Origin of the sequence: Streptomyces sp. Q6 (assembly GCF_036967205.1) — a bacterium.
Taxonomy (GTDB): domain Bacteria; phylum Actinomycetota; class Actinomycetes; order Streptomycetales; family Streptomycetaceae; genus Streptomyces; species Streptomyces citrinus.
In genome coordinates, this window is record NZ_CP146022.1 from 1,784,530 (window position 1) to 1,810,606 (window position 26,077).

Consider the following 26,077-nt stretch of genomic DNA (forward strand, 5'->3'; position numbering starts at 1 on the left):
TCTGATCAGAGTCTGAGCCCGGCCTTAAGTGCGCCATAAAGATCGACTCAGGGCGCCCGCGGGGGCCGTGCCGGGCGTTCTCGCGGGCTAACTTCCTTGTCACCGGGGCCCGTTCGCCGCTGCGGACGCAGGCTTCCCCCCACCCCTGTGCCCTCGATCAAGGAGTACTTCCATGCCCGCACGCCGCAGCCGCAAGCTCGCCGCCCTCGCCGCGACCGGCGTCGCCCCGCTCGCCCTGACCGCCCTGTCCGCGACGCCCGCCGCGGCGCACGGCACGCTCGGCGACCCGGTCAGCCGGGTCGCCGCCTGCTACGCCGAGGGCGCCGAGAACCCCACGTCGGCGGCGTGCAAGGCGGCGGTCGCCGCGGGCGGCTCACAGGCCCTGTACGACTGGAACGGCATCCGCGACGGCGAGGCGGCAGGCAAGCACCAGGAGAACATCCCCGACGGCAAGCTCTGCTCGGCGAACTCCGACGAGTTCAAGGGCATGGACCTGGCCCGCGACGACTGGCCCGCGACGAAGGTCTCGGCGGGCTCGTACACGTTCTCGTACAAGGTGACCGCCCCGCACAAGGGCACCTTCAACCTCTACCTGACGAAGCAGGGCTACGACCCGTCGAAGCCCCTGGCCTGGTCCGACCTCGACCTGAAGCACCCCGTCGCGACGAAGACGGACCCGGTGGCGGAGGGCGGCTACTACACGTTCTCCGGCACGCTCCCGGACCGCACGGGCCGCCAGTTGATCTACGGGATCTGGCAGCGCTCGGACAGCACGGAGGCGTTCTACTCCTGCTCGGACGTGACGTACGGCGACAGCGCGGCGTCTGCCGGGTCCACGGCGGCCGCGTCCCCGTCGGCGCCGTCCGACGAGCAGATCGCCGAGGACGCCGACAAGTCGACGGTCGACCACAGCGGTATGGACATGAGCGGCGACGAGACCGCGGGGGCCGACGCGAGCGCCGACCCGAGTCCGGTCGCGGAGGACGACAACTCCCCCGCCGCGCAGGGTGGTTCGGAGAATCTCGCGGAGACCGGCGGCGACTCCACGACCCCGTACATCGCGGTCGGCGGCGCGGCCGCCCTGGCGATCGGCGCGGCGGGTCTGTTCGCCTCGGTGCGCCGCCGTGCGATGACGGGCGGGCGGCGCGGCCGCTGACCCGGCCCGCCCGTCGCGTGCGGATCAGTTGAAGCAGTCGGTCCGGGTGGCGTGCGCGGGATCGAGGGCGTTCGCCACCTCGTGGTAGGCGACGAGGTCCACGGTCCCGACCGTCACGTGCTCCGAGAGGTCGACGGGGCACAGGTCCTGCACCACGACGTTGCGCACGTCGGGTCCGTCGAGGAACTGGGTGCGGTACGGGGTGACGACCTCGTCGTACTTGGTGGCGATGACGGTGTAGTGGACGCCCGGCACGGTGTCCCCGCCGGCGTTCAGCTTGGTGATGAAGTCGGACCCGGCGACCTGGTCGGCGAGCGACGGTGTGGCGAGGGTGAGCAGGTCGCCGACGCCCGGGAAGTAGGGCAGCAGTTTGGTGAGCCCGCTCAGGGTGGTGCCGTGGTTGTCGGGTGCGATGCCGACGAGGGCGTTCACCTCGGCGGCGCCGCCGAGGAACTTGAGGTAGTAGCGCGGCATCATGCCGCCCTGCGAGTGTCCGACGAGGTCGACCTTGGCGGCGCCGGTGGCGCCCCGCACCTTGCCGACGAAGGCGTCGAGCTGTTCGGCGGAGCGTGCGATGGGTCCGAGCCCGTTGAAGAGGGGGACGCCGGGCAGTTGCCCGTAGTCCAGCGAGAAGACGCAGTAGCCGCGCTTCACCAGGTAGGGCGCGAGGACGAGCCAGTTGTCGACGGAGTTGCCGAAGGTGCCGTGGACCAGGACGACGGGCCGCGGGTGGGCGGCGGACGGCTTGCAGGAGTAGTCGTTCCAGCCGCTGCTGGTGGCCGCGGTCTGCGCGTGGGCGGTGGTGGCCGGCAGTGCGGTGGCGGTGAGGAGCGTGGCGGCGACGGCCGCGGCGCGCAGCCCCCGCTGCCATCTGCTTCCGGACGGCCCTCTGCTTCCGGACGGCTTGTTTCTGGGCAGCATCGTGTATCTCCTTGCGGCTCAAGGGAGTTGCAGGAGTGTGCCGTGACGTGCTGTGCCCAGGAGAAGTTACGCGCGAGTAGTAGAGACGTGAAGTTACGCGTCAGTAAAAATTTCCGGGCGCGGTTGCGCCGGGCCGGACTGACGGGATGTCACCAGGTGGGCCGCAGCGGCCCGTTGGGCGCGAGGGCCAGCAGTCGCTCGCCCAGTTCGCGGGCCTCGCGCTCCCCGATCCGCTCGACCCAGGGCCGCACGGCGTCCGCCGCGGCCTCCTCGGCGGCCCGGGTGCAGGCCCATCCGCGCTCGGTCAGCACGACGAGCCGGGCCCGCGCGTCGCTCGGATGCGGCTGCCGCTCGACGTACCCCTTGCGCACCAGCTCGTCGACGAGCTGACTCGCGGCCTGCTTGGTCACGCCGAGGTGCGCGGCGAGATCCGTCGCGGTGGCGCCACCGAAGGAGATCCGCGAGAAGGCGAAGCCGTGAGCGGGCCGCACCCCCTCGAACCCCCTGGCCAGCACGCCTTCGTGGATGCGTTGCGTCAGCTCGCCGGCGGCGGCGAGCAGGGCGGCGGACAGGGCCATGGCATCGGAGTTCTGCACGCGGACATTGAAACACCCTTGACGAGGTGGTCAAGCAGCCTGACCATATAGACAAGCCGCTTGACCATATTCGCGATTCTCCGGCCTCGAAGGAGCTCCCATGCCCGTAGTCCGCGCATCCGAAGCACTCGTCCACGACCTGCACGGCACCCGCTTCGTCTCGTACGCCGCTCCCCGCACCGGCAGCAAGGAACTGGCGGCCTGGCGGGGCGAGGTGCCGGCCGGCACCCGGGCCCCGGCCCACACGGTGACCCGCGAGGAGATACTCCACCTGCTGACCGGCTCGCTGCGCCTCACGCTCGACGGCGAGACGCACACCCTCACGGCGGGTGACACGGCGATCGTGAACGCGGGCTCGACCCTCTCGGTCGAGAACCCGACAGCCGAGCGGGCGACGATGTGGGTCACGACGTCGGTGGGCCTCCAGGCCGAACTGGCGGACGGCACCCGCATCACCCCGCCGTGGGCGAACGCCTGAGCCCTCCCGACCGGTGGCGGCGCGCGGCCGCTACGCCGCCAGCGCCCCCGGCACGATCGCTCCGGCCCCGAACCGCGCGCGGGCCCGGTCGGCCACGGCCTCCAGCACCCGCCCCCGCTCGTCCACCGGGTCGAAGGTCAGCTGCCGAGCCGCCGCTTCGGCGGTTCCGAGCCCTTCCGCCCGCAGCGAGACCCCCCGCACACGGGCCCGCTGCAACCCCAGCGCCTCGTACATCCGGTACACCGCCGAAGCCAGCGCGGCGGAGTGCGCGGTGGGCTCCGCGAGCACCCGGCTGCGTACGGTCGACGACCGGTCGGCGTAGCGCACGGTGAGGCTCAGCGAGCGGCACACCTGCCCTTCGTCCCGCATCCGGGCGCCCAGTTCGTCGGCCACGGCGAGCAGGGCGCGCCGATGCCGGTAGGGATCCAACTCATCGCGCACGAAGGCGCGTTCGGCGGCGACGGACCGCGCGGCGCCGTTCGGCACGACCCGTGCGCGGTCCACGCCGCGGGCCTTCTCGTGCAGCTCCCTCCCGGCCCGTGCCGTGGTCAGCCGTTGCAGGGTGGACAGGGGCGCGGCGGCCACCCGGCCGACCGTGTCGAGCCCGTACTCGCACAGGGTGCGGGCGGTCGCGGCGCCCACCCCGGGCAGGGCGGCGACGGGCTGACCGTCGAGGAACTCCCGTACGTCGTCGACCACTTCGGTCACCCCGGTCCGGGCGCGGCGCGCTGCCATCCGCGCGATCATCGGTCCGGGCCCGGCGCCGATGACGCACTCGACCCCGTACAGGGCGACGGCCCGCACCCGGACGACCGAGGCGATCTTGCGCGCGTCCCATCCGAAGTACCGTACGGCGCCGCGCAGTTCGACCAGGGCGGTGTCGGGCGGCAGCGCCTCGACGACGGGGCTGAACTCGCCGAGCAGTTCCAGGAGCCGGGGCAGCTCGGCCTCCCGGGCGGGCTCCAGCAGAAAGCGTACGCACAACACGTCCGCTCCCCTCGTGTCCCTCGTGATGTCCGGTTCCATCGCGCTCACCCCGCACTTCCTGGACTCTGGTGCCACAATTTCCTTCGCCCGCCCGGCACTCCGTCGCCGGCGGGCCTGAGGTCGGCCCACGGGTTCATCTCGTACCCGGTGGGCAGCGTGATCCGGCGCCCGTTGTCCGTGCTCGCGCCGGAGTCCTCCGGTGCGGGCTCGGCCAGTCGCCGTGCCACTTCGTCGAGCCCCTGCTCCCGGTGGACCTCCACCAGCTCGGCCAGGTTCCAGGCGGCCTTGCCCACGACGCTGAGGCTGCGCGGTCCGCGCCGCTGGACCTCGCCCCGGACGAGCAGCAGCCACGAGTGGAAGACGGTGTGCGCGCACGCCGCGTGCGCCTCGTCGAAGAACGCGAGGTCCACGAGGCCCGTACCGTCGTCCAGGGTCGTGAAGACGACCCGCTTGCCCGACCGGATCGGCGGGGTCTGCGTGGCCGCCTTCGCCCCGGCCACCAGGACCGTCCGCCCGTGCTCGGCGTCCCGCAGCCGTCGTGCGGAGACGACGCCGAGCTCGCGCAGGAACTCCTCGTGGTCGCCCATGAGATGGCGGGAGGCGTCCATGCCGAGCACGCCGAGTTCGGCGCTGAGCCGCTCCGCGTCGCCGAGGTCGGGCAGCCCGGCCGGGGCCGTGCTCCGCCCGCCGGCCAGCGGCAGTTGCTCGCCGCCGGAGCCCCCGTCCCGCGCCCCGACCGCTGAAGCTCCGTCAGGTGCAGTTGCAGATCACGCCGGTTGGCGCCGAACGCGTCGAGCCCGCCGACCTGCGCGAGCCGGGTCGCGAGCGGGCGGCTGGGCCGGGCCCGCTGCCAGAAGTCGAGCAGGGAGGCGTACGGCTGTCCGGCCTCGATCCGCGCGGCCTCCGCCTCGCTGATCCCGTACACGTCGGAGAGCGCGAGCCGCACACCCCACACGGCCGGGCCCGCACCAGTCGCATCGGACACCAGTTCGATCCGATGGGCGACCGCGGACCGGTTCACGTCCAGTGGGAGCACCGGCACCCCCCGCCGCCGCGCGTCCGCCAGGAGCAGCCGCTTCGGGTACATCCCGGGGTCGTGCGTGAGCAGCCCCGCGTAGAACGCCGCCGGATGGTGCGCCTTCAGCCAGGCCGACTGGTAGGTGGGCACGGCGAAGGCCACGGCGTGCGCCTTGCAGAAGCCGTAGCTGCCGAACGCCTCGACGATCTCCCAGGTCCGTCCGATGGTGTCGGCGTCGTAGCCGCGCGCGGCCGCGTGCTGGGCGAACCAGAACCGGATACGGCCCTGCTCCTGGGGGTCGGACAGGCCTCGGCGCACCCGGTCGGCCTCGTCGCGCCCGCAGCCCGTCATGATGTCGACGATCTTGATGATCTGCTCGTGGAAGACGACGACGCCGTACGTCTCCTTGAGCGCGTCCGCGAGGTCGGGGTGCGGGTAGCGGATCGGCGCGCGGCCGTGCCGCGCCTCGATGAACGGCCGGACCATGTCGGCGGCGACCGGCCCCGGCCGGAACAGCGAGATGTCGACGACCAGGTCGTGGAAGGTCGCGGGTTGCAGCCGCCCGACCAGGTCGCGCTGGCCCGGCGACTCGATCTGGAAGCAGCCCAGCGTCTCGGCGGACTTGATGAGCCGGTACGTCGCCGGGTCGCCCTGCGGCACCTGGGCCGGGTCGTCGAGGTCGAGGGACGCGCCGGTCGTCCGCGCGATCTCGGTGACCGCGTGCGCCATCGCCGACTGCATCCGCACTCCGAGCACGTCCAGCTTGAGCAGCCCGAGGTCCTCCACGTCCTCCTTGTCGAACTGGGACATGGGAAAGCCCTCGCCGCTGGTCGGGACGACGGGGGTGCGGGCGAGCAGCGAGGCGTCGGAGAGCAGCACGCCGCACGGGTGCATGGCGACCCCGCGGGGCAGCGCGTCGAGCGCCTCGACGAGCTCCCACAGCCGGCTCTTGTCCGCGAACTCCTGGGCGATGGCGCGCAGTTCGGGCAGTTCCTCCATCGCCGAGCGGGCGTCACGGGCGCGGATGTGCGGGAACGCCTTGGCGATGCGGTCGATGTCGGCGGGGTCCATGGACAGGGCCGCGCCGACGTCCCGTATCGCATGGCGCACCCGGTACGTCTCCGGCATCGCGACGGTGGCGACGCGTTCGGCGCCGAAGCGGTCGAGGATCGCGCGGTAGACCTCCAGCCGGCGCGCGGACTCGACGTCGATGTCGATGTCGGGCAGGACGGAGCGGCGCTTGGACAGGAAGCGCTCCATGAGCAGGCCGTGCTCGACGGGGTCGGCGGCCGCGATGCCGAGCAGGTAGTTGACGAGTGATCCCGCACCCGAGCCGCGGGCGGCGACGCGGATGCCCATCCCCTTCACGTCGTCGACGACCTGAGCGACCGTCAGGAAGTAGGAGGCGAAGTCGTAGTGGCCGATGATGTCCAGTTCGCGGTGGAGCCGCTCCCAGTACGCGCGCTCACCGCCGTGGCCGCGGCGGACCATGCCGGCCGCCGCGCGGGAGGCGAGGACGCGCTGCGCGGTGCGGCGGTCGGCGCCGACGAGACGGGGTTCGGGGAAGCGCACGGAGCCGATGCCGAGGTCGTCCTCGGGGTCGACGAGGCACTCGGCGGCGGTCGCCTGCGTCTGCTCCAGCAGCCGGTACGCGGTCTCGCGGCGGAACCCGGCGGCCTCCACGACCTTCTCGGCCTCGCGCAGCATGGTGGCGGCGTCCTTCAACCACCGCTCCCCGCTGTCGAGTTCCTTGGTCGGGTCGACGGGCACGAGGCGGCGCGCGGCGTCCAGGACGTCGGCGACGGGGCCCGCGCCCCCGTCGGCGTACCGGACGTCGTTGCTCAGGACGGGACGCACGCCCTGCTCGGCGGCGAAGCCGACGGTACGGGCGGCGAGCCGCAGCGAGCCGTGTCCCGTGCCCGTGCGCCCGTGGTGGACGGCTTCGAGGCGCAGGGCGTCGCCGTAGATCTCGCGCCAGGGCGCGAGCAGCTTGGCGGCCTTGTCGGGGCGTCCGGCCGCGAGCGCGCGGCCCACGTCGGAGGCGGGTCCGAGCAGCACGGTCAGCCCTTCGCCGTGGTTCTCCTCCCACGGCAGCCGTACGTCCTGCGCCCCGCCGGCGTGCGCGGCGGTGATCATGCGGCACAGCTCGGCCCAGCCGCGGGCGCCGTCCCGGGCGAGGAAGGTCACCCGGGGTGTCGACTCGTCGATGAAGGCGCCGCCGCGCACGGGCGGCCGTCGCCGGTCGCCCCGGACGGGGTCCCGACCGCGAGCTCGGTGCCGAACAGCGGCCGCACCCCGTGCCTGGCGCACGCCTTGGCGAACCGCACGGCACCGGCGACGGTGTCCCGGTCGGTGAGCGCGAGGGCGTCCATGCCCCGCACGGCGGCGCGCTCGGCCAGCCGCTCCGGGTGGGTGGCGCCGTAGCGCACGGAGAACCCGGACACGGTGTGCAGATGCGTGAAGCCCGGCACACGCACCTCCAGCACACCTCGAGCCAATCGGATCTCACCTCCCCCACCACCACCATAGACCAAGTTTCGAACGCATGTACGACACCGTGCGAAGGGCACCCGTTCGGGCCACCCCACCTGCACGAACAGGGGCTCCGCCGGACCGTGGGGACATGAAGTTCGCCGATGAGTTCAGGAATGCCGTCACTCCGAGAGCCGCGCTGCTGGTCATCGGCGTCCTCGCCCTCCAGTTGCTCTTCATCGCCTCGTACGTGGGCGCGCTGCACAACCCGAAACCGAAGGACGTGCCGTTCGGTGTCGTCGCGCCGGCGGCCGCCGTGGCGCAGCAGACGGTGCAACAACTGGAGAAGCTGCCGGGCTCGCCGGTGGACCCGAGGACGGTCGCCGACGAGAGGACGGCGCGGCAGCAGATCCTGGACCGGAAGATCGACGGCGCCCTGGTCCTCGACCCGCGGGGCACCTCGGACACCCTGCTCGTCGCCTCCGGCGGCGGCACCGTCCTCGCGGAGGCGCTGCACACCCTGGCCACCGAGGTCGACGGGGCGCAGCAGCGCACGGTGAAAACCGTCGACGTGGCCCCGGCCTCGCCCCAGGACTTCGACGGCCTCTCGTCCTTCTACCTGGTCGTCGGCTGGTGCGTCGGCGGCTATCTGTGCGCCTCGATCATGTCGATCAGCGCCGGGTCCAAGCCCGCGAGCCCGCAGCGCGCGGCGATCCGGCTCGGCACGATGGCGCTGGTCTCGATCGCGGGCGGCATCGGCGGCTCGCTCATCATCGGCGACTCCATCCTGGGCGCGCTGCCCGGTTCGTTCTGGGGCCTCGCGGGGCTCGGCGCGCTGGTCACGTTCGCGGTCGGCGCGATCACGCTGGCCCTGGAGGAGCTCACCGGCATCGTCGGCATCGGCATCGCGGTCCTGCTGATCGTCGTCGCGGGCAACCCGAGCGCGGGCGGCGCGTTCCCGCTCCCGATGCTGCCCCCGTTCTGGCAGGCGATCGGCCCCTGGCTGCCGCCGGGCGCCGGCACCTGGGCGGCCCGCTCCATCGCCTACTTCCAGGGCAACGACATGACGCGGTCCCTGCTCGTCCTCTCCGCGTGGGCGGTGGTCGGTGTCGTGGTGACCCTGCTGGTCTCCGGGGTACGGGAGAAGAAGCGGAGCGCCGCGGCATGAACCTCCCGCACCGGTCGGGCCCGGCCGCGCAGGCCGTCTCCGTCAAGCGCATGGAACCGACCGCCCAGGCCCAGCTCGGGCCGCTGGGACTGACCGGCTTCATCGTCGTCACCATGATCGCCACCGGTATCGACGCGGGCGTCTTCCCGGAGAAACTGGCGGCCGCCGACGTCCCCACGGTCGGCTTCCTCATCGGTGGCCTCGCCCAGCTCCTCGCGGGCCTCTTCCAGACGCAGCGCGGCGACACCTGGCACGCCACGGTCTTCGGCGGCTTCGGTCTGTTCTGGATGGCGAAGGCGCTGATGCTCCAGTGGGTGCTCCCCGGCCTCGACCCGTCGGTCCGCGGCGACGCGATGGGCCTGTTCACGCTGCCCTGGGTGTTCGTGGTCTTCGTCCTGTGGCTGGCCAGCTGGCGCATCCACCTGGTCCTGCTGCTCACCTTCAGCTGCGTCCTCGTCGTGTTCGTCGCGATGACGTGCCACGGGTTCACGGGCGTGGTCGGCTGGAACCGGGTCGCGGGCTGGTTCGGCCTCGGCGCGACGGCCGGCGCCCTGTATCTGCTCGCCGGCCAGGTGATGGCGTCGACCTGGGGCCGCACGGTCCTCCCGATGGGCCGCTTCCTGGCCCCGCCGGAGCCGTCGGAGACCTGATCACGCCCAGTCGCCCGCGCCCCGTCACCCCTGTCCGGCGGGACAGGGGTGACGGGGCGCGGGGGTCTGCCGGGCGGACTCAGGCGGCGCGGTCGCCGTAGTACGCCTGCCGCATCAGCCGCTTCATGTCGTCGATCATCGGCATCCGCGGGTTGGCGGGCGCGCACTGGTCGGCGTAGGCGTTCATGGCCTGCTGCGGCAGGGCCTCCATGAAGGCCGCCTCATCGACGCCCTCCGCCTGGAACGAGGCCGGGATCCCGCAGCGGTCGCGCAGCTCCTCCACGGCCCTGGCGTACGACTCCACGCCCTCCTCCGGGGTCGCGGCGGGCAGCCCGAGCATCTTCGCGATCTCCTGGAGCCGCTCCGGCGCGCGGTACGTCTCGGCCTTCGGCCACGGGGTCGCCTTGTACGAGACGGTGCCGTTGTGCCGGATGACGTGCGGCAGGAGCAGGGCGTTCGTGCGGCCGTGGGCGACGTGGAAGGTGTTGCCGAGGGTGTGCGCCATCGCGTGGACGAGGCCCAGGAAGGCGTTGGCGAAGGCCATGCCCGCGATCGTCGACGCGTTGTGCATCTTCTCGCGCGCCTCGGGGGCCTTGGCGCCCTCCGTCACACAGGCTTCCAGGTTCTCGAAGATGAGCTTGATGGCCTGGAGGCACTGGCCGTCGGTGAAGTCGTTCGCGTAGACGGAGACGTACGCCTCGGTGGCGTGGGTCAGCGCGTCGAAGCCGGAGTCCGCCGTCACGGTCGGCGGCAGGTTCATCGGCAGCATCGGGTCGATGATCGCGACGTTCGGGGTGAGCGCGTAGTCGGCGAGGGGGTACTTCTGGGCGGCGGCCGGGTCCGAGATGACCGCGAAGGGGGTGACCTCCGAGCCCGTACCGGACGTGGTCGGGATCGCGACGAGCTTCGCCTTCTCCCCCAGCTGCGGGAACTTGTACGCGCGCTTGCGGATGTCGAAGAACTTCTCCTTCGTGTCCGCGAACTCGATCTCCGGGTGCTCGTACATCAGCCACATGATCTTCGCGGCGTCCATCGGCGAGCCGCCGCCGAGCGCGACGATCGTGTCGGGCCGGAAGTCGCGCATCGCCGCGGCGCCCGCCTGCACGGTGGCCAGCTCCGGGTTCGGCTCGACGTTGTCGATGACCTGCACGGTGACCGGCTCGGGCCGCGCGTGGAGGATGTCGGTGATCCGCTGGACGAAGCCGATGTCGCTCATCGTCCGGTCGGTCACGAGGGTGACGCGGCCGACGCCGTCCATCTCGCCCAGGTACTTGACGGCGTTGCGCTCGAAGTAGATCTTCGGCGGGATCTTGTACCACTGCATGTTGGTGTTGCGCCGCCCGATCCGCTTGACGTTGACGAGGTTGACGGCCGAGACGTTGTTGGAGACGGAGTTGTGGCCGTAGCTGCCGCAGCCCAGGGTCAGCGAGGGCAGGAAGGAGTTGTAGACGTCGCCGATGCCGCCGAAGGTGGAGGGCGAGTTCACGATGACGCGGACCGCCTTGACCCGGCGCCCGAACTCCTCGGCCAGCTCCTCCGACTCGGTGTGGATGGCGGCGGAGTGCCCGAGGCCGTTGAACTCGACCATCCGCGCGGCGAGTTCGAGCCCGTGCTCGGTGTCGCGCGCCGTGAGGGCGGCGAGGACCGGCGACAGCTTCTCGCGGGTGAGCGGCTCGCCGGGGCCCACCTCGGCGCACTCGGCGACGAGGATCGAGGTGTCGGCCGGAACCTCGAACCCGGCCTGCTCGGCGATCCAGGTGGCCGGCTTGCCGACGACGGACGCGTTCAGCTTCGCGCCCGCGCAGTCCTTGCCGTACGCCGTGGTCCCGAAGACGAACTCCTCCAGCTTGGTCTTCTCGGCGGCGGTCACGACGTGCGCGCCGAGCCGCTGCATCTCGGCGATCCCGTCCTCGTAGACCTCCTGGTCGAAGATGACGGCCTGCTCGGAGGCGCAGATCATGCCGTTGTCGAAGGCCTTGGACAGGACGATGTCGTGGACGGCGCGGCCCAGCTTGGCGTCCTTCGCGACGTACGCGGGGACGTTTCCCGCGCCGACGCCGAGGGCGGGCTTGCCGCACGAGTAGGCGGCCTTGACCATGGCGTTGCCGCCGGTGGCGAGGATGGTGGAGACGCCGGGGTGGTTCATGAGGAGGCCGGTCGCCTCCATGGACGGCTCCTCGATCCACTGCACGCAGTTCTCCGGGGCACCGGCCTCGATCGCGGCGTCGCGCACGATACGGGCGGCCTCGGCGGAGCACTTCTGGGCGCTGGGGTGGAAGGCGAAGACGATCGGGTTACGGGTCTTCAGGGCGATCAGCGCCTTGAAGACGGTCGTCGAGGTGGGGTTGGTGACGGGGGTCATCGCGCAGATGACACCGACCGGCTCGGCGATCTCGGTGATGCCGTTGATCTCGTCGCGGGAGATGACGCCGGCCGTCTTCAGGCCGCGCATCGAGTTCACGACGTGCTCGGACGCGAAGAGGTTCTTGACCGCCTTGTCCTCGAAGAGACCGCGCCCGGTCTCCTCGACGGCGGCCTTCGCCAGGTCACCGTGGTGGCTGAGGGCCGCGAGCGAGGCCTTCTTGACGATGTGGTCGACCTGCTCCTGGTCGTACGTCTCGAATGCGGAAAGCGCCGTCAGCGCCCCCGCGACCAGTCCCTCGACCGTGCCCTCGGCATCCATGGCAGGCTCCCTTTTCTACGGCCATTTCGTGATGCCTCAATTCCACACCTTTACGCTCCAACCAGGGGGCGGAGAAAGACCCCGGCCCGAGGGCCGAAGGTCCCTAAGGAGCTCAAGGGAAGACCTAGAGACAACCTCTCACCTGCGAGAACAGGGAAGGCCCTTAGCCCCTTGCGCGCTTGTGAAACTTTTCACAAGAATTTCGCGCACATGTCCCGCCCCACTATTCCGGGGCGGGACATAAAGGTGCGGATCAGCCGATCTGCGCCCCTGTGGCCGACAGTGCTTCCGTCACCGGCTGGAAGAACGTCTCCCCGCCGGACGTGCAGTCGCCGCTGCCGCCCGAGGTGAGACCGATCGCCGTGTCGCCGGAGAAGAGCGAACCGCCGCTGTCACCGGGCTCGGCGCACACGTCGGTCTGGATGAGGCCGTTGACGATGTCGCCGTTGCCGTAGTTCACGGTGGCGTCCAGTCCGGTCACCGTGCCGTCGTGGACCTGGGTCGTGGAGCCGGAGCGCGTGACCTTCATCCCGACGGTCGCGTCACCGGCCTGGGTGATCGCCTGCGCGGAGCCGTTGTAGAGGTTGACCTCGCTCGGGTGGTCGACCTCCGCGGTGTACTTCACGAGCCCGAAGTCGTTGTCCGGGAAGCTGGACTGCTCGTTGGTGCCGATCTCCTGGCCGCTGGAGTCGGACCAGGTGGAGATCGCCTCGGTGCAGTGGCCCGCCGTGATGAAGTACGGCTGGCCGTCCTTGACCACGTTGAAGCCGAGGGAACAGCGGCCGCCGCCCCCGGTGATGGCGTCGCCGCCCGCGACCAGAGGCTTGAACTCGCCCTGGCTGCGCTTGAGTTCGGCCTTCCCGCCGAGCCCGTCGACGACCCGGTTCAGCTTGGCCCAGGCGGCGCCCTCGACCGTGCGGTCGGCGGTGACGACCACCTTGTTGGTGGCGGGGTCGGTGGCCCAGGACGTACCGGGGATGGTGGCGTCGCTCTTCAGCGTCGTCCGGGCGCTCTTGAGCGCGGCGAGGGAGTTCTGGACGACTCTGGCCTTGGCGCCGGCCGCCTCGACGGCCTGTGCCGCGTCCTCGTTCAGCACGTTGACGACGAGGTGCTTCGCCGAGGCGTCGTAATAGCTGCCCGCCGCGTCCGCGCCGAGGTCCTTGTGCAGCGTCGAGGCGAGGTTTCCGGCCGTGGCCGCGGAGAGCGTCCTCAGCTCCACGTCCGGGGTGTCGGTGCTGGCGTTCGCAGTCTGGAAGGTGATACCCGCGGCGATCAGAGCGGCGATTCCCGCTCCGGCCGCGGCGGCGCGCCGCTTGGGTATGCGTCGGTGCTTCAACTCACGTCCTCCTGTGGGGGGTGAGGAACGGACCCGATGTGGGGGTGGGCCGGTTCCGTGAGGCTGACGCGCCCACTATCCCGACCGTCACAGGGGGCACACAAGGTCGACTTCAGGACGCGCGTACGCCAACTCCCGTACGCCTCAGACCCGCTGCGCGCGCCCCTCGCACCGCACGTCGATCCCCTTTGCAAACACCCAGTGCACAGGCCGGACAGCGGGGGGTGAGGACTAGTCCTGTCCTGAAACCGATGCCCTATGGCGCGGTTCCGCTCTCCTTGTCCCGCTCCGACAGCTCAGGGGCGGCGGCCTGCGGGGCACGCCCCGCCTCGCCCGGAGTGGCCCGTTCCAGGAACCGCAGCAGTTCCACCGGGAACGGCAGGACCAGCGTCGAGTTCTTCTCGGCGGCGACCGCCACCACGGTCTGGAGGAGGCGGAGTTGCAGCGCGGCCGGGGTGTCCTCCATCTGCTGCGCCGCCTCCGCGAGCTTCTTCGAGGCCTGGAGCTCCGCGTCGGCGTTGATGACCCGGGCCCGCCGCTCCCGGTAGGCCTCGGCCTGCCGGGCCATCGACCGCTTCATGGTCTCCGGCAGCGACACGTCCTTGATCTCGACCCGGTCGATCTGCACGCCCCACCCGACGGCCGGGCTGTCGATCATCAGCTCCAGGCCCTGGTTGAGCTTCTCGCGGTTCGACAGCAGGTCGTCGAGCTCGCTCTTGCCGATGATCGAGCGCAGCGAGGTCTGCGCCATCTGCGAGACGGCGAACCGGTAGTCCTCCACCTGCACCACGGCCTCGGCCGCGTCGACCACCTTGAAGTAGATGACGGCGTCCACCCGGACCGTGACGTTGTCCCGCGTGATGCCGTCCTGCGCGGGCACCGGCATCGTCACGATCTGCATGTTGACCTTACGGAGCCGGTCCACGAACGGCACGATCATGGTGAACCCGGGCCCGCGCACCGACGATTTGAGCCGGCCGAGCCGGAACACCACCCCGCGCTCGTACTGTTTGACGACCCGTGCCGCCGCCATCCCGTACACCGCACCGGCACACACGACGGCCACTCCCGCCGTCACCAGTTCCTCGACCATCTCACGGCCCCCCAGGGTCCGAAGTGGGCGCATCAGGCGTGCGCTTCGACGGTAACCCCGCCCCTCCCTCAAGGGGAGGGCCCCCGCCCGGTGCGTTCACCGGACGGGGGCCCCTACTGCTGGCTGCGTTTCACCGACGTACCACGACGGACGGACCGGGGGTCAGTAGACGTGCACCCCGTACGCGCTGAGCGCCTCGGTCACCGGCTGGAAGAAGGTCGTGCCGCCGGAGGAGCAGTTGCCGCTGCCGCCGGAGGTGAGACCGTACGCCTTCGTGCCGCCGTACAGCGGACCGCCCGAGTCGCCGGGCTCCGCGCACACGGTGGTCTGGATGAGACCGGAGACGATGTCGCCGCCCCCGTAGTTGACCGTGGCGTTGAGGGCCGTGACCCGGCCGCTGTGCGTGCCGGTGGTGGAGCCGCGCCGGTACACGGTCGTGCCCACGGAAGGCGTGGCCGCGCTGGTGATGTCCTGGCTGCCGACGGTGCCGGACTTGGTCACGGAACTGTTCGTGTAGCGGACCAGGCCGTAGTCGTTGCCCGGGAAGCTGGAGCCCGCGGTGGAGCCGAGCGTCGTCGAGTGCGCCGAGTTCGACCACCAGGTGCCCGCGCCGTCGGTGCAGTGACCAGCGGTCAGGAAGTAGTAGTTCCCGCTGTTGTCCTGGACGTTGAAGCCGAGCGAGCAGCGCCAGCTACTCGCATAGATGGCGTCGCCGCCGGAGATCAGCTTCTTGAAGGTGCCCGCCGTGCGCTCGATCTTGAGGGCGCCCGCGTTGTCGCCGGCTTCCTTCCTGATCTGGTTGATCTCGGCCTGCGAGACCGTGCTGTCGACGGTGACGACGACCTGCTTGGTCTTCGCGTCGACGGTCCACGCGGTACCGGCGATGTCGGCGCCGCGCACCGCGTCACTGGTCTGCGTGAGTTCGGCGGCGCTGAACGTCTGGGGCGCGTCGGCGGCGTGGGCGGTGGGTACGGCGAACGCTGCCGCGGCAAGGAAACCGGAACCCGCGGCGATCAGCCGGGTCCGTCTCGCTATACCGCTGCGGGGGGTGGTGCGCTTGATCCTCACTGGTCGTTCCTCCCGTAGGGAAGTCGGGGGCCCGCGTGGGGTCGGGGCCCGTGAGGCGCAGCCAGGACGACAGCGGTGTTCCGGATTCCGGACACGCCGTGCTCCTGACAAGCGCTGCTCGGGAGTATTCGGGCTCTCAACTACCCGGCACAAGGGCGCCTTTCAGACTTCCGCCGTATCTCCGCATCCACGACGGCATGCCCCGACGGCGTCACCCGTACGTCTCGTACGCGTCTCCCGGCCGTCGGGGCTGGGCTCTGTCCGTCAGACGGACGGGGGCACCGTCAGGTTCCGCTCCCCCGCCTCGACGTGCGCGGAAAGGGTGTTGCCCGCGGGCGGGAAGGGGCAGATGAAGTGGTCGGCGAAGGCGCAGTTCGGCAGGACCGCGCGGTTGAGGTCGACGGTGGTGCGGCCGTCGGCGTCGGGTGCCTCGGGGTACAGGAAGCGGAACCGGTAGCTGCCCGCGCCGCTGGTGGCGTCGGCGAAGACGGCCCAGAGCCGGCCGTCGCCGAGCCGGGCCACCTGGAGCGTGTGCTCCTGCCCGTCGAGGGGAAAGGTCAGCTCTCCGGCGAGGCCGAGTCCGCGCTCCTTGCCGTCGGCGTTCTCGACGCGGATCTCGCGCCCGGTGTCGTACGGCGTGAAGCGGCCCTCGACGGACCAGCGCGGGTCGTACGGGGTGGCGTCGATGCCCGCGAAGGCCGTGCGCGCGGGTGCGGACGGGTCGAAGTCCCGTACGGCCCACAGCCCTTCGCGCACGATGACGACGAGACGGCGCTCCTGGAGCGGCAGGGTGGCGTCGGCGCCGAGCCGCGTCTCCCGCCCGTCCAGGGTGTGCACGACCGCGTCACCGTCGGCGGCCACCGTCCAGGTCCCGGGGATGGCCGGAAGTTGTCCGTCCGGATAGTCGTCGAGCCAGTGGGTGCCCACGAGCGAGAGCACGCCGTGCGGGGCGGCGACGGCCGCGGTCCGCTCCTCGTGCCACTGCTTCCAGAGATCGGCGGCGTCGCTCATGCGGTGAGGGTCCCTTCGAAGTGCGCGGGTGCGGGGGTCCGCAGTCCCAGATGGGAGCGCAAGGTGGTGCCCGTGTATTCCGTGCGGAACACGCCGCGCTCCTGGAGCAGCGGCACGACCCGGTCGACGAACTCGTCGAGGCCGCCGGGCGTCAGATGCGGTACGAGGATGAACCCGTCGGCGGCGCCGCCCTGAACGAACGCGTCGAGCTCGGCCGCCACCGTCTCCGGCGTCCCGATGAACGACTGCCTGCTGGTCGTCTCGATGACGGTCTGCCGGATGGACAGACCCTTGGCGCGGGACAACTCCCGCCATTTCTCGGCGACTTCGAGCACGTCACCGCGGTGCGTGCGCCCCTGGGACAGGCCGGATCCGACCACCGGGTCGATGTCGGGCAGCGGCCCGTCCGGGTCGTACGAGGACAGGTCGACGCCCCACACCTGCTCCAGGGTGAGCAGCGCGTTCTGCGGCGAGACCTGCTGACGGCGGATCTCGGCGGCCTTCTCCTGCGCCTCGGCGGCGGAGTCGCCGAGCACGAACGTCACACCCGGCATGATCTTGAGGTCGTCGGGTGTACGGCCGTACGCCGCGAGCCGCGCCTTCACATCGGCGTAGAACTCGCGTCCGGCCTCCAGGGTGCCGTGCCGGGTGAAGATGACGTCGGCGGCGGACGCGGCGAACTCGCGGCCCTCGGCGGAGTCGCCGGCCTGGATGACGACGGGGTGGCCCTGCGGCGGGCGCGGCACCCCGGCGTCGCCCTCGATCGAGAAGTGCCGGCCGTGGTGGCTGAAGGGACGCTCGCTCCCCGCGTCCCACACCTCGCGTGCCGTCGCGACGAACTCGGCGGCGCGGGTGTAGCGGTCGGCGCGGTCGAGATAGCCGCCGCGCCGGAAGTTCTCGCCGGTGAACGCGTCGGAGGACGTCACCACGTTCCACGCGGCGCGACCGCCGCTGAGATGGTCGAGGGAGGCGAAGCGGCGGGCGATCTCGTACGGCTCGTTGAACGTCGCGTTGACGGTGGCGGCGAGCCCGAGCCGGTCCGTGACGGCCGCGAGCGCGTTCAGGACGGTAATCGACTCGGGCCTGCCGACGACGTCGAGGTCGTGCACGCGCCCCTTGTGCTCGCGCAGGCGCAGCCCCTCGGCGAGGAAGAAGAAGTCGAAGAGGCCGCGCTCGGCGGTGCGGGCGAGGTGCTCGAAGGAGGAGAAGTCGATCTGCGACTTCGAGCGGGGGTCGGCCCACACGGTGGTGTTGTTGACGCCCGGGAAATGGGCGGCGAGATGAATCTGCTTGCCTGCATGGCCTGTTGAGGTCATCGGGGGTCCCCCGCGGTCGCGTACTGGCTGACGGGCCGGGCGAGCCCCAGGTGCTCCCTGAGGGTGCTGCCCGGATAGAACGTGCGGAACAGGGCGCGGTGCTGGAGCAGCGGCACCGTGCCGTTGACCAGACGCTCCAGGTCGTGGCGCGGGTCGACGGGCGTCAGGTGGAAGCCGTCGACGGCACCGGAGCGGTACCAGTCGGTGACGAGGTCGGCGAGGTCGACGGGCCCGCCGCGGTACAGCGGTCCTTCCTCGGTGGGCAGCGGGCCGCCGCCGTGTCCGGGCCGGGCGGCGCTCTCGCCGTCGCGGAGGTCGATCCGCAGGGCGGCGAGGACGCGCAGGGCGTCGGGGTCGCGACCGTGCTCGGCGGCGCGCCGCCGCAACCCGGTGCGGACCGCCGCCAGTTGATCGGGATCGCTGACGCCGACGAGCGCGACGTCGGCGTACCGGGCGGCGACGTCGTACGCGTACGGGCGGGTGGCGTCGACGACGGTGACGGGGTTGCCCTGCGGCGGGCGCGGCACGATGGAGGGCCCGCGCACGGAGAAGTCGCGGCCCTCGAAGTCGACGTAGTGCAGCTTCTCGCGGTCGATGAACCGGCCGGTGGCGACGTCCCTGATCTCGGCGTCGTCCTCCCAGCTGTCCCACAGCTTCCGCGCGACATCGGCGACTTCACCGGCCTCGCGCCACAGGTCGGCGGGCGGGGGCACCTGCTGCCTGCGCCCGACGAGCGCCGACTCCTCGTCGGTGAGGGAGACGTCGGGGCGCCAGCCCGCCCGCCCGCGGCTGACCCAGTCGAGAGTGGCGACGGCGGCCTGGACGTGGAAGGGCTCCGTGTGGGTGGTGGTGACGGTCGGCACGAGCCCGATCCGGGACGTCCGCGGGGCGAGCCGGGAGAACACGGCGAGGCTGTCGAGCCCGGCCGCGCCGAACGTGTCGTGCAGCGTGACGAAGTCCAGGGCGCCGTGCTCGGCGAGCCGGACGAGCCGCAGATAGGGCTCGGCGGTGTGGGTGCCGGCGAGGTCGACGGCCGCGGCCAGATGCAGCAGACCCCGGCCGGAATGGCTGGTCATGGTGGTGAACCTTTCGGTGGGCACGGGGAGTTGAACCCCCGGAGGATGCGCGGACGGCCCCTTACGGCTTGGGCAGGCCCTTGGGGTTGATCTCGGACTTCGGCACGGCCTCGCCGGACAGGCCCCACCGCTTGAGGACCTTCGCGTACGACCCGTCCTCGATCACGTGGTTCAGCGCGGCGGCGTACGCGTCGACGAGCCCGCTGCCCTTCTTCGTGGTGGCCGCGATCTTGCCCTGGACCAGGTCGCCGCCGCCGGAGATGGTGCCGGCGATCCGCGACTGCCCGGCGGACGCCACGTGGTAGGCGACGGCGGGACTCGGGCCCAGGTAGCCGTCGATGCGCCCCGACTGGAGGGCGAGGTAGTAGTCCGTGTCCTTCTGGAAGTACTTGATGGTGACGGGCTTCAGGCCGGCCTTCTCGGCCTGCTTGCTCCAGTCGACGAGGATCTTCTCCTGGTTGGTGCCGGAGGAGACGGCGACGGTCTTGCCCGCGACGTCCTTGGGCCCCTTGACCTGCCAGCTCGACCCCTTCTTCGCCTCGAAGGCGATGTTGTCGAGCCGGTACGTCGCGAAGTCGTACTTCTCCTTGCGCTCCTCGGTCACCGTCACGTTGGAGAAGACGGCGTCGAACTTCCCGCTGTCCAGGCCGACGAACAGGTTCTCCCAACTCACCAGCTCCTGCTGGATCTTGAGGCCGAGGGTGTCGGCGACGAGGGTCGCGATGTCGATCTCGGAGCCGATCCGGGTCTTGTCGTCGGTGGCGAAGAAGCCGAGCGGTGGCGAGGCGTCGGCGCTGCCGCCGAGGCGCAGCGTGCCGCGCTCACGGACGGCCGCCGGCAGCAGCGCGGCGATCTCGTCGACCTTCTTGCCGCGGACGCGGTTCTGGTCGGGCCCGATGTTGATGTTGCCGACCTTCTTGGTCCGGGTCGTGGTGGTGGCCGCGTCGCTGTCACCTCCGCAGGCGGTGAGCAGCGGAGCCAGGGCGAGGGCGGCGACGGAGGCGGTGAGGGTGCGGCGGGACAGCATGGGCGTACTCCTGAATGGCTCGGTGCGTGGGCAGAGAAAAATGCGGGCTACGGGGTCAGAGGACCTTCGACAGGAAGGCCTTCGTGCGTTCCTCGCGCGGGGCGTCGAGTACGTCGCCGGGGGCGCCCTGCTCGACGATGCGGCCCTCGTCCATGAAGACGACGGTGTCGGCGACCTCACGGGCGAAGCCGATCTCGTGCGTGACGACGATCATCGTGGTGCCCTGGTGGGCGAGGTCCTTGATGACGTCGAGGACCTCACCGACGAGTTCCGGGTCGAGCGCGGACGTCGGCTCGTCGAACAGGAGCAGCTTGGGTTCCAGGGCGAGCGCGCGGGCGATGGCGACGCGCTGCTGCTGGCCGCCCGACAGCTGCTTGGGGTAGGCGTCGGCGCGGTCGCCGAGCCCGACCCGGTCGAGGAGTGCGCGCGCGGTCTCGACGGCCTGCGCACGCGGCCGCTTGAGCGCGGACAGCGGCGCCTCGATGATGTTCTCCAGGACCGTGAGGTGCGGGAACAGGTTGAAGTTCTGGAAGACGAAGCCGATGTGGGTGCGCTGTTTCAGTACCTCGCGCTCGCGCAGCTCGTACAGCTTGTCCCCGGAGCGCCGGTAGCCGACGAGCGATCCGTCGACGCTGATCCAGCCGCTGTCGACCTTCTCCAGGTGGTTGATGGTGCGCAGCAGGGTGGACTTGCCGGAGCCGGACGGGCCGAGTACGACGGTCACCTCGCCGGTGCGTACTTCGAGGTCGATGCCGCGCAGCACCTCGACCGCGCCGAAGCTCTTGTGCACGGACCTGATGTCGACCATGGCCGGGGCGGGTGCGGGGGTGGGAGCGGGGGCGCTCATCGGGTGGCACCTTTCGAGAAGTGGCGCTCCACGTAGTACTGGACCACGGAGAGTGCGCTGGTCAGCAGGACGTACCAGGCGGTGGCGACCATGAGCAGGGGCACCACGCGGCCGTTGCGGCCGTAGATGACCTGCACCTGGTAGAAGAGTTCGCCGATCGCCATGACGGAGACGATCGAGGTGCCCTTGAAGAGGGAGATGACCTCGTTGGCGGCGTTCGGCAGGATCGAGCGCATCGCCTGGGGCAGCACGATCCGCCGGATCTGCCGCAGGCGCGGGATGCCGAGGGCGGCCGCGGCCTCCAACTGGCCGCTGTCGACGGCGAGTACACCGCCGCGCACGATCTCGGCGGCGTACGCGGCCTGGTGCAGGGCGAGTCCGAGGACGGCCGCGCTCATCGCGCCGACGAGCCCCATCGTGTCGAAGGAGAAGAAGCCGGGCCCGAAGGGGATGCCGAACTGCAACTCCTTGTACAGGTAGGCCAGGTTGAACCAGAACAGCAGCTGCACGATCAGCGGGATGGACCGGAACGCCCAGATGTAGCCGAACGCCACCGTCGTGAGGAACCGGCTCCGCGACAGCCGCATGAAGGCGAGGACGATGCCGAGGGCGAAGCCCAGCGCCGTTCCGTAGAAGGTGAGTTGGAGGGTGGTCCAGACGGCCTTGAGGATGACGTCGGCGGTGAAGAACTCGCCGAACACCTGCCATTCCCAGCCCGGGTTGGTGACGAGGCCGTGGGCGAACTGGGCGAGCAGGACGGCGGTCGCGGCGATGGCGACCCAGCGCCAGGGGTGGCGTACGGGGACGACCTTCAGCCGTGCGTAGTCCTCGGCGGGCGGCGACTCGGCGGTCTTGCCGAGGGGTGGGTCGGCGGTCAGAGACATGGCGGTCCTCAGGAGGAGAGCAGAAAGGGGAAGGGCGGCGGAAAAGAGAGGAGAGGTGCGCGCGTTCAGGCGGCGGTGGCGCGACAGGACAGGTCGCGCAGGAGCCCGAGGACGGCGCGCGCGGTGGCGTCGTTCTGCCGGAACGACGGGCTGTTCGTGCGGGGCCGGGTGAACGCGCCGGCGCCCCGCGCGTTGGTGTGCGGTCCGAGGGCGAACCGGCGCGGATGGGCGCCGCCGTCGCGGTACAGGACCCGTCCGTCGTCGGGGTCGACGGCCAGCAGTCCGGCGGGAGTGGAGACGGCGCCCTCCGCGTGGAGGGTGCGAAGGAGCCGGTCCCGGGTGCGGGCGAGCGTGGGCTGCGGCAGCCGGGCCTCGACGAGTGCGCGGGCCTCGATCACCGTGCCGGGCACGGTGGCGCTGGTCGCGCGGAACACGCCGCCCTCGGCGCGGACCCGCATGTCGGCGCCGACGAAGCGGACCACTCCGGCGCGGGAGAGCGCGAGCAGTTGGCGCAGCCGGGGTCCGGGCGGCCCGGAGGCCAGGTAGCTGAAGAAGCCGTGCCACCAGGTGCCGACGTCGCCGAGCCGTACGAGCTGCCCGTACACGGAGAGCAGGCCGAGGAAGACGGCCAGGTCGGGGCTGTGCTCCGGGTCGTGACGGCGTTCGAGGTCGGCGGTGACGTAGCCGCGCAGCGCGTCCTGCAACTCCTCGGACGAGGAGAGCCGTACGCCGTCGAGCGGGTGGTCGAGGGCGGCGAGGTCGAGCCGGTCGGCCGGATCGGGCACGGCGGAGGCGACGAGCGCCTGGAGCTCCGCGCTGAGCGGCGCGGCGGCGGCGTACTTCTCCTCGAAGTCCCCCCAGGCGACGGCGGTGCGCTCGGGGTGCGCGGTGAACAGGCGGTGGTAGTGCGCGTAGCCCAGCTCCTTGTCGATGAGCGGCCACACGTCGCGCCGGAAGTCGAAGCCGCCGTCCCGGGCGAGGAGCTCGTCGATCTCGGCCGGTCCCAGGAAGCGGGGCAGCGGGGGTCGCTCCCCCGCGTCGGCGTCCCAGTCGTAGCCGAGCTTGGAGTGGTACGGCACGCCGCGCCGCGACCCCACGTACAGGACGGGCTCGCGCCCCGACGGGATGTACCGGTCGCCTTCGTAGCGGCCCCCGCGTCCTTCCGTGAGCAGCACCATCAGGTCGACGAAGGCGAGCCCGAAGCCGCGGACGAGGACGTCCTGGCCGGGCGCGAGGGCGGACAGGTCGGAGTCCGCGGTGAAGTCCGGCGGCAGGTGCACAAGCCGGTGCCGGGCGGCGTACGCGCTCAACTCGCGCTGTTCGTCGTCGAGTTCGGCGTCGAGGTGGCCCTGGGTGAGGACGACGGCATCGGCGTTCAGCGGTCGCGCCCTGCCCTCCAGCCACACCTGCTGGATGCCGCCGCGCGGTCCGCTCACCCGGACCGCGCGCCGCGCGTGGTGGTGCACGACGACCCCGGCGGGCAGGTCCGCGACGGCCTTCTCGTACACCCAGCGCAGATATCCGCCCTGGCGGCGCCGGTCGGCGAAGACGCGTCCGCCGATCCCGGCCCACTCGTGCAGCGCGGGTCCCGGCAGGACGGGCCCGGACACCTGCACGGTGTCGTCGGTGAACATGGTGACGTCCTGGGCCTCGGAGTTCATCCACAGCAGCGGCGACTGCTCCTGCCGCCAGATGCGTCCGCCGCCGGGCGCGTACGGGTCGACGAGATGCACGTCGAGCGCCAACGTCTCCTCGGTGTCCCGGGAGTTGGCGGCGATGCGTTCCAGGATGCCGGTCCCCCGCGGCCCGGCTCCGACGATGACGAGTGACTGCCGCGCGGGCAGTTCGGTGCTCATCGCTGCGTCCCGCGCGCGTAGTGCCGCTCGATGTAGTGCTGTCCGACGCTGAGCAGCGAGGTGACGACGACGTACCAGAGCGTGGCGACGAGCAGCAGCGGGATGACCTGGTACGTGCGGTGGTAGACGAGCTGCACGGAGTACAGCAGGTCCTGCACGGCGATGACGCTGACGATGGAGGTGCCCTTGAGGGTGCCGATGAGCATGTTCCCGGCCGGCGGCACGATGGAGCGCATGGCCTGCGGCAGCACGATCCTGCGCCAGCGCCGGTAGCGGCTGAGGCCGAGCGCCTGAGCGGCCTCGATCTGGCCGCGGTCGACGGAGAGGATGCCGCCGCGCACGACCTCGGCGGCGTACGCGGCCTCGTGCAGGGTCAGTCCGATGATGGCGACGGTGACGGGCCCGAACAGGTCGACGGTCTTCACGCCGAACAGCTGCGGGTAGAGGGCGCCGATGTTGAACCAGAACAGCAGCTGCACCAGGATCGGCATCGAGCGGAACAGCCACACGTACCCCCAACTCACCGAGCGGAGTACAGGGTTGGCGGACAGCCGCATGACGGCGAGCAGGGTGCCGAGGGCGAAGCCGAGGGCCATGACGAGCGCGGTCAGCCACAGGGTGAGGCCGAGCCCGCGCAGCACGGACGTCGTCGTGAAGTACTCCGCGACGACGTCCCACTGGAACGCGTCGTTGCGCAGGACGGAGTCGACGACGAGACCGAGCAGGACCAGCAGGACACCGGCGGTGATCCACTGGCCGACGCGGCGGCGCGGGACGATCCGGGGCAGGCCGGCCGCGTCGGCGGCGGGCGGAATCTTGGTGAGCGCCTCCGAGGACACCGACGACGCCGACGACACAGAGGTCGCCGAGGCTGTCGAGGCCGCGGAGGACACCGAGGATGCTGAGGACATGGGAAGGCTCCGTGGTGCTGGACATCCAGCACGGTCTTGCCTTCACACCTGCGTCTTGGCACCGAGCCCCTCAGCAGCGGTGCCGCACCGAGAGTAAGGGGCTCCTCACGCCTGCTGTCAAGGCTGTCCACACTATGAGCCGTGCGTCTCAGGCGAGTTGACGGAGAACCGGATGCCTGTTCCACTTGTGCCCATGCATCCGCAGCAGTGGCTGGTCACACGCTCCCACATCGACTTCGGTCGAGTGTGGTCCGCGTCTTGTTGATGCCCTTCCGACGCCTCTGAGCGCGTCACTCTCTTTTTCTCCTCTGCTTTTTTTCTTCGCCTCTTTCGGCGATCCCTCTTTCCTCGCGATCCGTGTACGCGCCTGTCGTCGGCGTGTACCCGCCCGCGCCTTCACCCTGCCGCGCCGCTCCACCTCCCCTCCCCTCGCGTAGCCATGCATGTGTTCCCTGAAGGGCAGAACTCCACGCCATGCGCCCCACCACCCTGACGTCCACGTTCGCGCTGATCACCGTCGCCACGCTGGGCCTGACCGCGTGCGGCTCCGGTGACGCCGCGACGAACGACGCGGCACCCGCCGCCGCTCGCAACGACAAGATCCCCACGAAGGACGTGGTGTCGGCCGTCACCGAGGACCCCGCCTCGGTGAAGCTGCTGCCCGCCGACGTCCGCAAGAGCGGCACCCTCAAGATCGCCGTGAGCGTCGGCGGCAATCCGCCGGGCTCCGTGTACCTGCCGGACGGGAAGACGGTCGTCGGCCAGGACATCGACTTCGCGAACGCGGTCGCCAAGGTGCTCGGTCTCGAACTGGACCAGGAGGTCGCGAGCTTCGAGGCGATCCTGCCGGCGCTGGACAGCGGCAAGTACGACCTGGGCACGGGCAATTTCGGTGTCACGGACGAGCGCCGCAGGACGATCGACTTCGTCACGTACATCAACGACGGCCAGGGCTTCGCCGTCCGCAAGGACAGCGACCTGAAGAAGGTCACGGACCTGAAGCAGCTGTGCGGCCTGAACGTGGCGACGGGCGCGGGCACCACGTTCGAGGCGACGCTGGAGGAGAACAAGAAGGTCTGCGCACAGGCGGGCGAGAAGGCCTACGACGTGAAGACGTACGCCGAGCCGAGCGCGATCTGGTCGTCCTTGCAGCAGGGCCGCTCCGACGTGGTGATGAGCACGATCAACGGCCTCCGGTACGCCGTCGCGCACCAGGAGGGCCTGAAGTTCCTCAACGAGTTCCACCGCCTGGACGTCGGCTTCGCCTTCAAGAAGGGCACGCCCTACGCTCCCGCGTTCCGGTCGGCGGTGAACAAGCTGATCGCCGACGGCACGTACGCCAAGATCCTGGCCAAGTGGGGCACGGGCGCTTCGGCGATCGACCGCTCGGAGATCTCCCCGCCGGAGATCAAGGACTAAGGCCTGTCTGACAACTCCCGTCGTCGCCCGAAGGGCGGCCTCGCGGCGTCTGGTGCGTGCTCTCGGCGTGCCGGGTGCACGGCCTCGTACTGGACGTACTTGGC

The 26,077-nt window shown here is 71.0% G+C and carries 20 protein-coding genes and 1 pseudogene; 5 read left to right on the forward strand and 16 right to left on the reverse strand.

Translation table 11 applies throughout. The features are described 5' to 3' along the window. The first annotated feature begins 172 nt into the window (after positions 1 to 172). A complete protein-coding gene (locus V2W30_RS08345) occupies positions 173 to 1,156 on the forward strand; it encodes a lytic polysaccharide monooxygenase (protein ID WP_338694915.1) in 984 nt (327 codons plus the stop codon). 24 nt (positions 1,157 to 1,180) lie between these two features. On the opposite strand, the gene V2W30_RS08350 is transcribed toward V2W30_RS08345, so the two are convergent. Together V2W30_RS08350 and V2W30_RS08355 are read right to left on the reverse strand one after the other, a co-directional pair. Further along, positions 1,181 to 2,077 (reverse strand): esterase/lipase family protein, encoded by an 897-nt coding sequence (locus tag V2W30_RS08350; RefSeq protein WP_338694917.1) that lies wholly within the window; start codon positions 2,075 to 2,077, stop codon positions 1,181 to 1,183. 149 nt (positions 2,078 to 2,226) lie between these two features. Beyond that, positions 2,227 to 2,673 carry a MarR family winged helix-turn-helix transcriptional regulator gene (locus V2W30_RS08355; RefSeq protein ID WP_338694920.1) on the reverse strand — a complete coding sequence of 149 codons (447 nt, stop codon included), beginning with the start codon at positions 2,671 to 2,673 and terminating at the stop codon, positions 2,227 to 2,229. A 100-nt stretch (positions 2,674 to 2,773) separates the two neighbouring features. Here V2W30_RS08355 and V2W30_RS08360 point away from each other — a divergent pair, with 100 nt between their 5' ends. Further along, entirely contained in the window at positions 2,774 to 3,151 is a 378-nt protein-coding gene (locus V2W30_RS08360; RefSeq protein WP_338694921.1) for a cupin domain-containing protein, read from the forward strand. A gap of 30 nt (positions 3,152 to 3,181) precedes the next feature. Here V2W30_RS08360 and V2W30_RS08365 read toward each other — a convergent pair whose 3' ends face one another. Both V2W30_RS08365 and V2W30_RS08370 read right to left on the reverse strand, forming a co-directional pair. Then, positions 3,182 to 4,177: a DNA polymerase Y family protein gene (locus V2W30_RS08365; protein ID WP_338703532.1), complete on the reverse strand. Its 996-nt coding sequence runs from the start codon at positions 4,175 to 4,177 to the stop codon at positions 3,182 to 3,184. A 5-nt stretch (positions 4,178 to 4,182) separates the two neighbouring features. After that, positions 4,183 to 7,627 (reverse strand): annotated as a pseudogene (locus V2W30_RS08370) (DNA polymerase III subunit alpha). 152 nt (positions 7,628 to 7,779) lie between these two features. Here V2W30_RS08370 and V2W30_RS08375 point away from each other — a divergent pair. Together V2W30_RS08375 and V2W30_RS08380 are read left to right on the forward strand one after the other, a co-directional pair. Continuing rightward, the gene (locus tag V2W30_RS08375; RefSeq protein WP_338694922.1) at positions 7,780 to 8,796 is read left to right on the forward strand and encodes a DUF3533 domain-containing protein; all 1,017 of its coding nucleotides are present in this window, start codon (positions 7,780 to 7,782) and stop codon (positions 8,794 to 8,796) included. Then, positions 8,793 to 9,446, forward strand: a complete 654-nt coding sequence (locus V2W30_RS08380) for an acetate uptake transporter (protein WP_338694923.1) — start codon at positions 8,793 to 8,795, stop codon at positions 9,444 to 9,446. Before V2W30_RS08375 ends, V2W30_RS08380 begins: the two co-directional genes overlap by 4 nt. 79 nt (positions 9,447 to 9,525) lie before the next feature. Here V2W30_RS08380 and adhE read toward each other — a convergent pair whose 3' ends face one another. From adhE to V2W30_RS08440, 12 genes are all read right to left on the reverse strand, one after another. Further along, positions 9,526 to 12,129, reverse strand: coding sequence for a bifunctional acetaldehyde-CoA/alcohol dehydrogenase (gene adhE / locus V2W30_RS08385; protein ID WP_338694925.1), 2,604 nt, complete (start codon positions 12,127 to 12,129; stop codon positions 9,526 to 9,528). 253 nt (positions 12,130 to 12,382) lie between these two features. Further along, on the reverse strand, positions 12,383 to 13,465 hold the full coding sequence (locus tag V2W30_RS08390) for a S1 family peptidase (protein WP_338694926.1): 1,083 nt from the start codon (positions 13,463 to 13,465) through the stop codon (positions 12,383 to 12,385). 256 nt (positions 13,466 to 13,721) lie between these two features. Beyond that, complete coding sequence (locus V2W30_RS08395; RefSeq protein ID WP_338694927.1) at positions 13,722 to 14,558, reverse strand: slipin family protein; 837 nt, start codon at positions 14,556 to 14,558, stop codon at positions 13,722 to 13,724. Between the two features lie 162 nt (positions 14,559 to 14,720). Continuing rightward, the gene (locus V2W30_RS08400; RefSeq protein ID WP_338694928.1) at positions 14,721 to 15,626 is read right to left on the reverse strand and encodes a S1 family peptidase; all 906 of its coding nucleotides are present in this window, start codon (positions 15,624 to 15,626) and stop codon (positions 14,721 to 14,723) included. A 264-nt stretch (positions 15,627 to 15,890) separates the two neighbouring features. Further along, the gene (locus tag V2W30_RS08405) at positions 15,891 to 16,637 is read right to left on the reverse strand and encodes a DUF1684 domain-containing protein (protein ID WP_338694929.1); all 747 of its coding nucleotides are present in this window, start codon (positions 16,635 to 16,637) and stop codon (positions 15,891 to 15,893) included. After that, positions 16,634 to 17,953 (reverse strand): LLM class flavin-dependent oxidoreductase, encoded by a 1,320-nt coding sequence (locus tag V2W30_RS08410; RefSeq protein WP_338694930.1) that lies wholly within the window; start codon positions 17,951 to 17,953, stop codon positions 16,634 to 16,636. The genes V2W30_RS08405 and V2W30_RS08410 overlap by 4 nt, the downstream gene beginning before the upstream one ends. Continuing rightward, positions 17,950 to 19,029: an LLM class flavin-dependent oxidoreductase gene (locus V2W30_RS08415; protein WP_338694931.1), complete on the reverse strand. Its 1,080-nt coding sequence runs from the start codon at positions 19,027 to 19,029 to the stop codon at positions 17,950 to 17,952. The genes V2W30_RS08410 and V2W30_RS08415 overlap by 4 nt, the downstream gene beginning before the upstream one ends. Before the next feature lie 61 nt (positions 19,030 to 19,090). Next, positions 19,091 to 20,056, reverse strand: coding sequence for an ABC transporter substrate-binding protein (locus V2W30_RS08420; RefSeq protein ID WP_338694933.1), 966 nt, complete (start codon positions 20,054 to 20,056; stop codon positions 19,091 to 19,093). A 55-nt stretch (positions 20,057 to 20,111) separates the two neighbouring features. Continuing rightward, positions 20,112 to 20,903, reverse strand: coding sequence for an amino acid ABC transporter ATP-binding protein (locus tag V2W30_RS08425; RefSeq protein ID WP_338694935.1), 792 nt, complete (start codon positions 20,901 to 20,903; stop codon positions 20,112 to 20,114). Continuing rightward, positions 20,900 to 21,787 (reverse strand): amino acid ABC transporter permease, encoded by an 888-nt coding sequence (locus tag V2W30_RS08430; RefSeq protein WP_338694937.1) that lies wholly within the window; start codon positions 21,785 to 21,787, stop codon positions 20,900 to 20,902. Before V2W30_RS08430 ends, V2W30_RS08425 begins: the two co-directional genes overlap by 4 nt. Before the next feature lie 65 nt (positions 21,788 to 21,852). Beyond that, positions 21,853 to 23,643: an FAD/NAD(P)-binding protein gene (locus V2W30_RS08435; RefSeq protein WP_338694938.1), complete on the reverse strand. Its 1,791-nt coding sequence runs from the start codon at positions 23,641 to 23,643 to the stop codon at positions 21,853 to 21,855. Continuing rightward, the gene (locus tag V2W30_RS08440) at positions 23,640 to 24,482 is read right to left on the reverse strand and encodes an amino acid ABC transporter permease (protein WP_338703533.1); all 843 of its coding nucleotides are present in this window, start codon (positions 24,480 to 24,482) and stop codon (positions 23,640 to 23,642) included. The genes V2W30_RS08435 and V2W30_RS08440 overlap by 4 nt, the downstream gene beginning before the upstream one ends. 546 nt (positions 24,483 to 25,028) lie before the next feature. Between V2W30_RS08440 and V2W30_RS08445 the strand changes: the two genes are divergently transcribed. Further along, on the forward strand, positions 25,029 to 25,973 hold the full coding sequence (locus tag V2W30_RS08445) for an ABC transporter substrate-binding protein (RefSeq protein WP_338694940.1): 945 nt from the start codon (positions 25,029 to 25,031) through the stop codon (positions 25,971 to 25,973). Positions 25,974 to 26,077: the final 104 nt, after the last annotated feature.

Coding starts and splice junctions, on each gene's coding strand:
- V2W30_RS08345 (WP_338694915.1), top strand. CDS start 173: ATGCCCGCACGCCGCAGCCGCAAGCTCGCCGCCCTCGCCGCGACCGGC.
- V2W30_RS08350 (WP_338694917.1), bottom strand. CDS start 2,077: ATGCTGCCCAGAAACAAGCCGTCCGGAAGCAGAGGGCCGTCCGGAAGC.
- V2W30_RS08360 (WP_338694921.1), top strand. CDS start 2,774: ATGCCCGTAGTCCGCGCATCCGAAGCACTCGTCCACGACCTGCACGGC.
- V2W30_RS08365 (WP_338703532.1), bottom strand. CDS start 4,177: ATGGAACCGGACATCACGAGGGACACGAGGGGAGCGGACGTGTTGTGC.
- V2W30_RS08375 (WP_338694922.1), top strand. CDS start 7,780: ATGAAGTTCGCCGATGAGTTCAGGAATGCCGTCACTCCGAGAGCCGCG.
- V2W30_RS08380 (WP_338694923.1), top strand. CDS start 8,793: ATGAACCTCCCGCACCGGTCGGGCCCGGCCGCGCAGGCCGTCTCCGTC.
- adhE (WP_338694925.1), bottom strand. CDS start 12,129: ATGGATGCCGAGGGCACGGTCGAGGGACTGGTCGCGGGGGCGCTGACG.
- V2W30_RS08395 (WP_338694927.1), bottom strand. CDS start 14,558: ATGGTCGAGGAACTGGTGACGGCGGGAGTGGCCGTCGTGTGTGCCGGT.
- V2W30_RS08405 (WP_338694929.1), bottom strand. CDS start 16,637: ATGAGCGACGCCGCCGATCTCTGGAAGCAGTGGCACGAGGAGCGGACC.
- V2W30_RS08410 (WP_338694930.1), bottom strand. CDS start 17,953: ATGACCTCAACAGGCCATGCAGGCAAGCAGATTCATCTCGCCGCCCAT.
- V2W30_RS08415 (WP_338694931.1), bottom strand. CDS start 19,029: ATGACCAGCCATTCCGGCCGGGGTCTGCTGCATCTGGCCGCGGCCGTC.
- V2W30_RS08420 (WP_338694933.1), bottom strand. CDS start 20,056: ATGCTGTCCCGCCGCACCCTCACCGCCTCCGTCGCCGCCCTCGCCCTG.
- V2W30_RS08425 (WP_338694935.1), bottom strand. CDS start 20,903: ATGAGCGCCCCCGCTCCCACCCCCGCACCCGCCCCGGCCATGGTCGAC.
- V2W30_RS08430 (WP_338694937.1), bottom strand. CDS start 21,787: ATGTCTCTGACCGCCGACCCACCCCTCGGCAAGACCGCCGAGTCGCCG.
- V2W30_RS08435 (WP_338694938.1), bottom strand. CDS start 23,643: ATGAGCACCGAACTGCCCGCGCGGCAGTCACTCGTCATCGTCGGAGCC.
- V2W30_RS08445 (WP_338694940.1), top strand. CDS start 25,029: ATGCGCCCCACCACCCTGACGTCCACGTTCGCGCTGATCACCGTCGCC.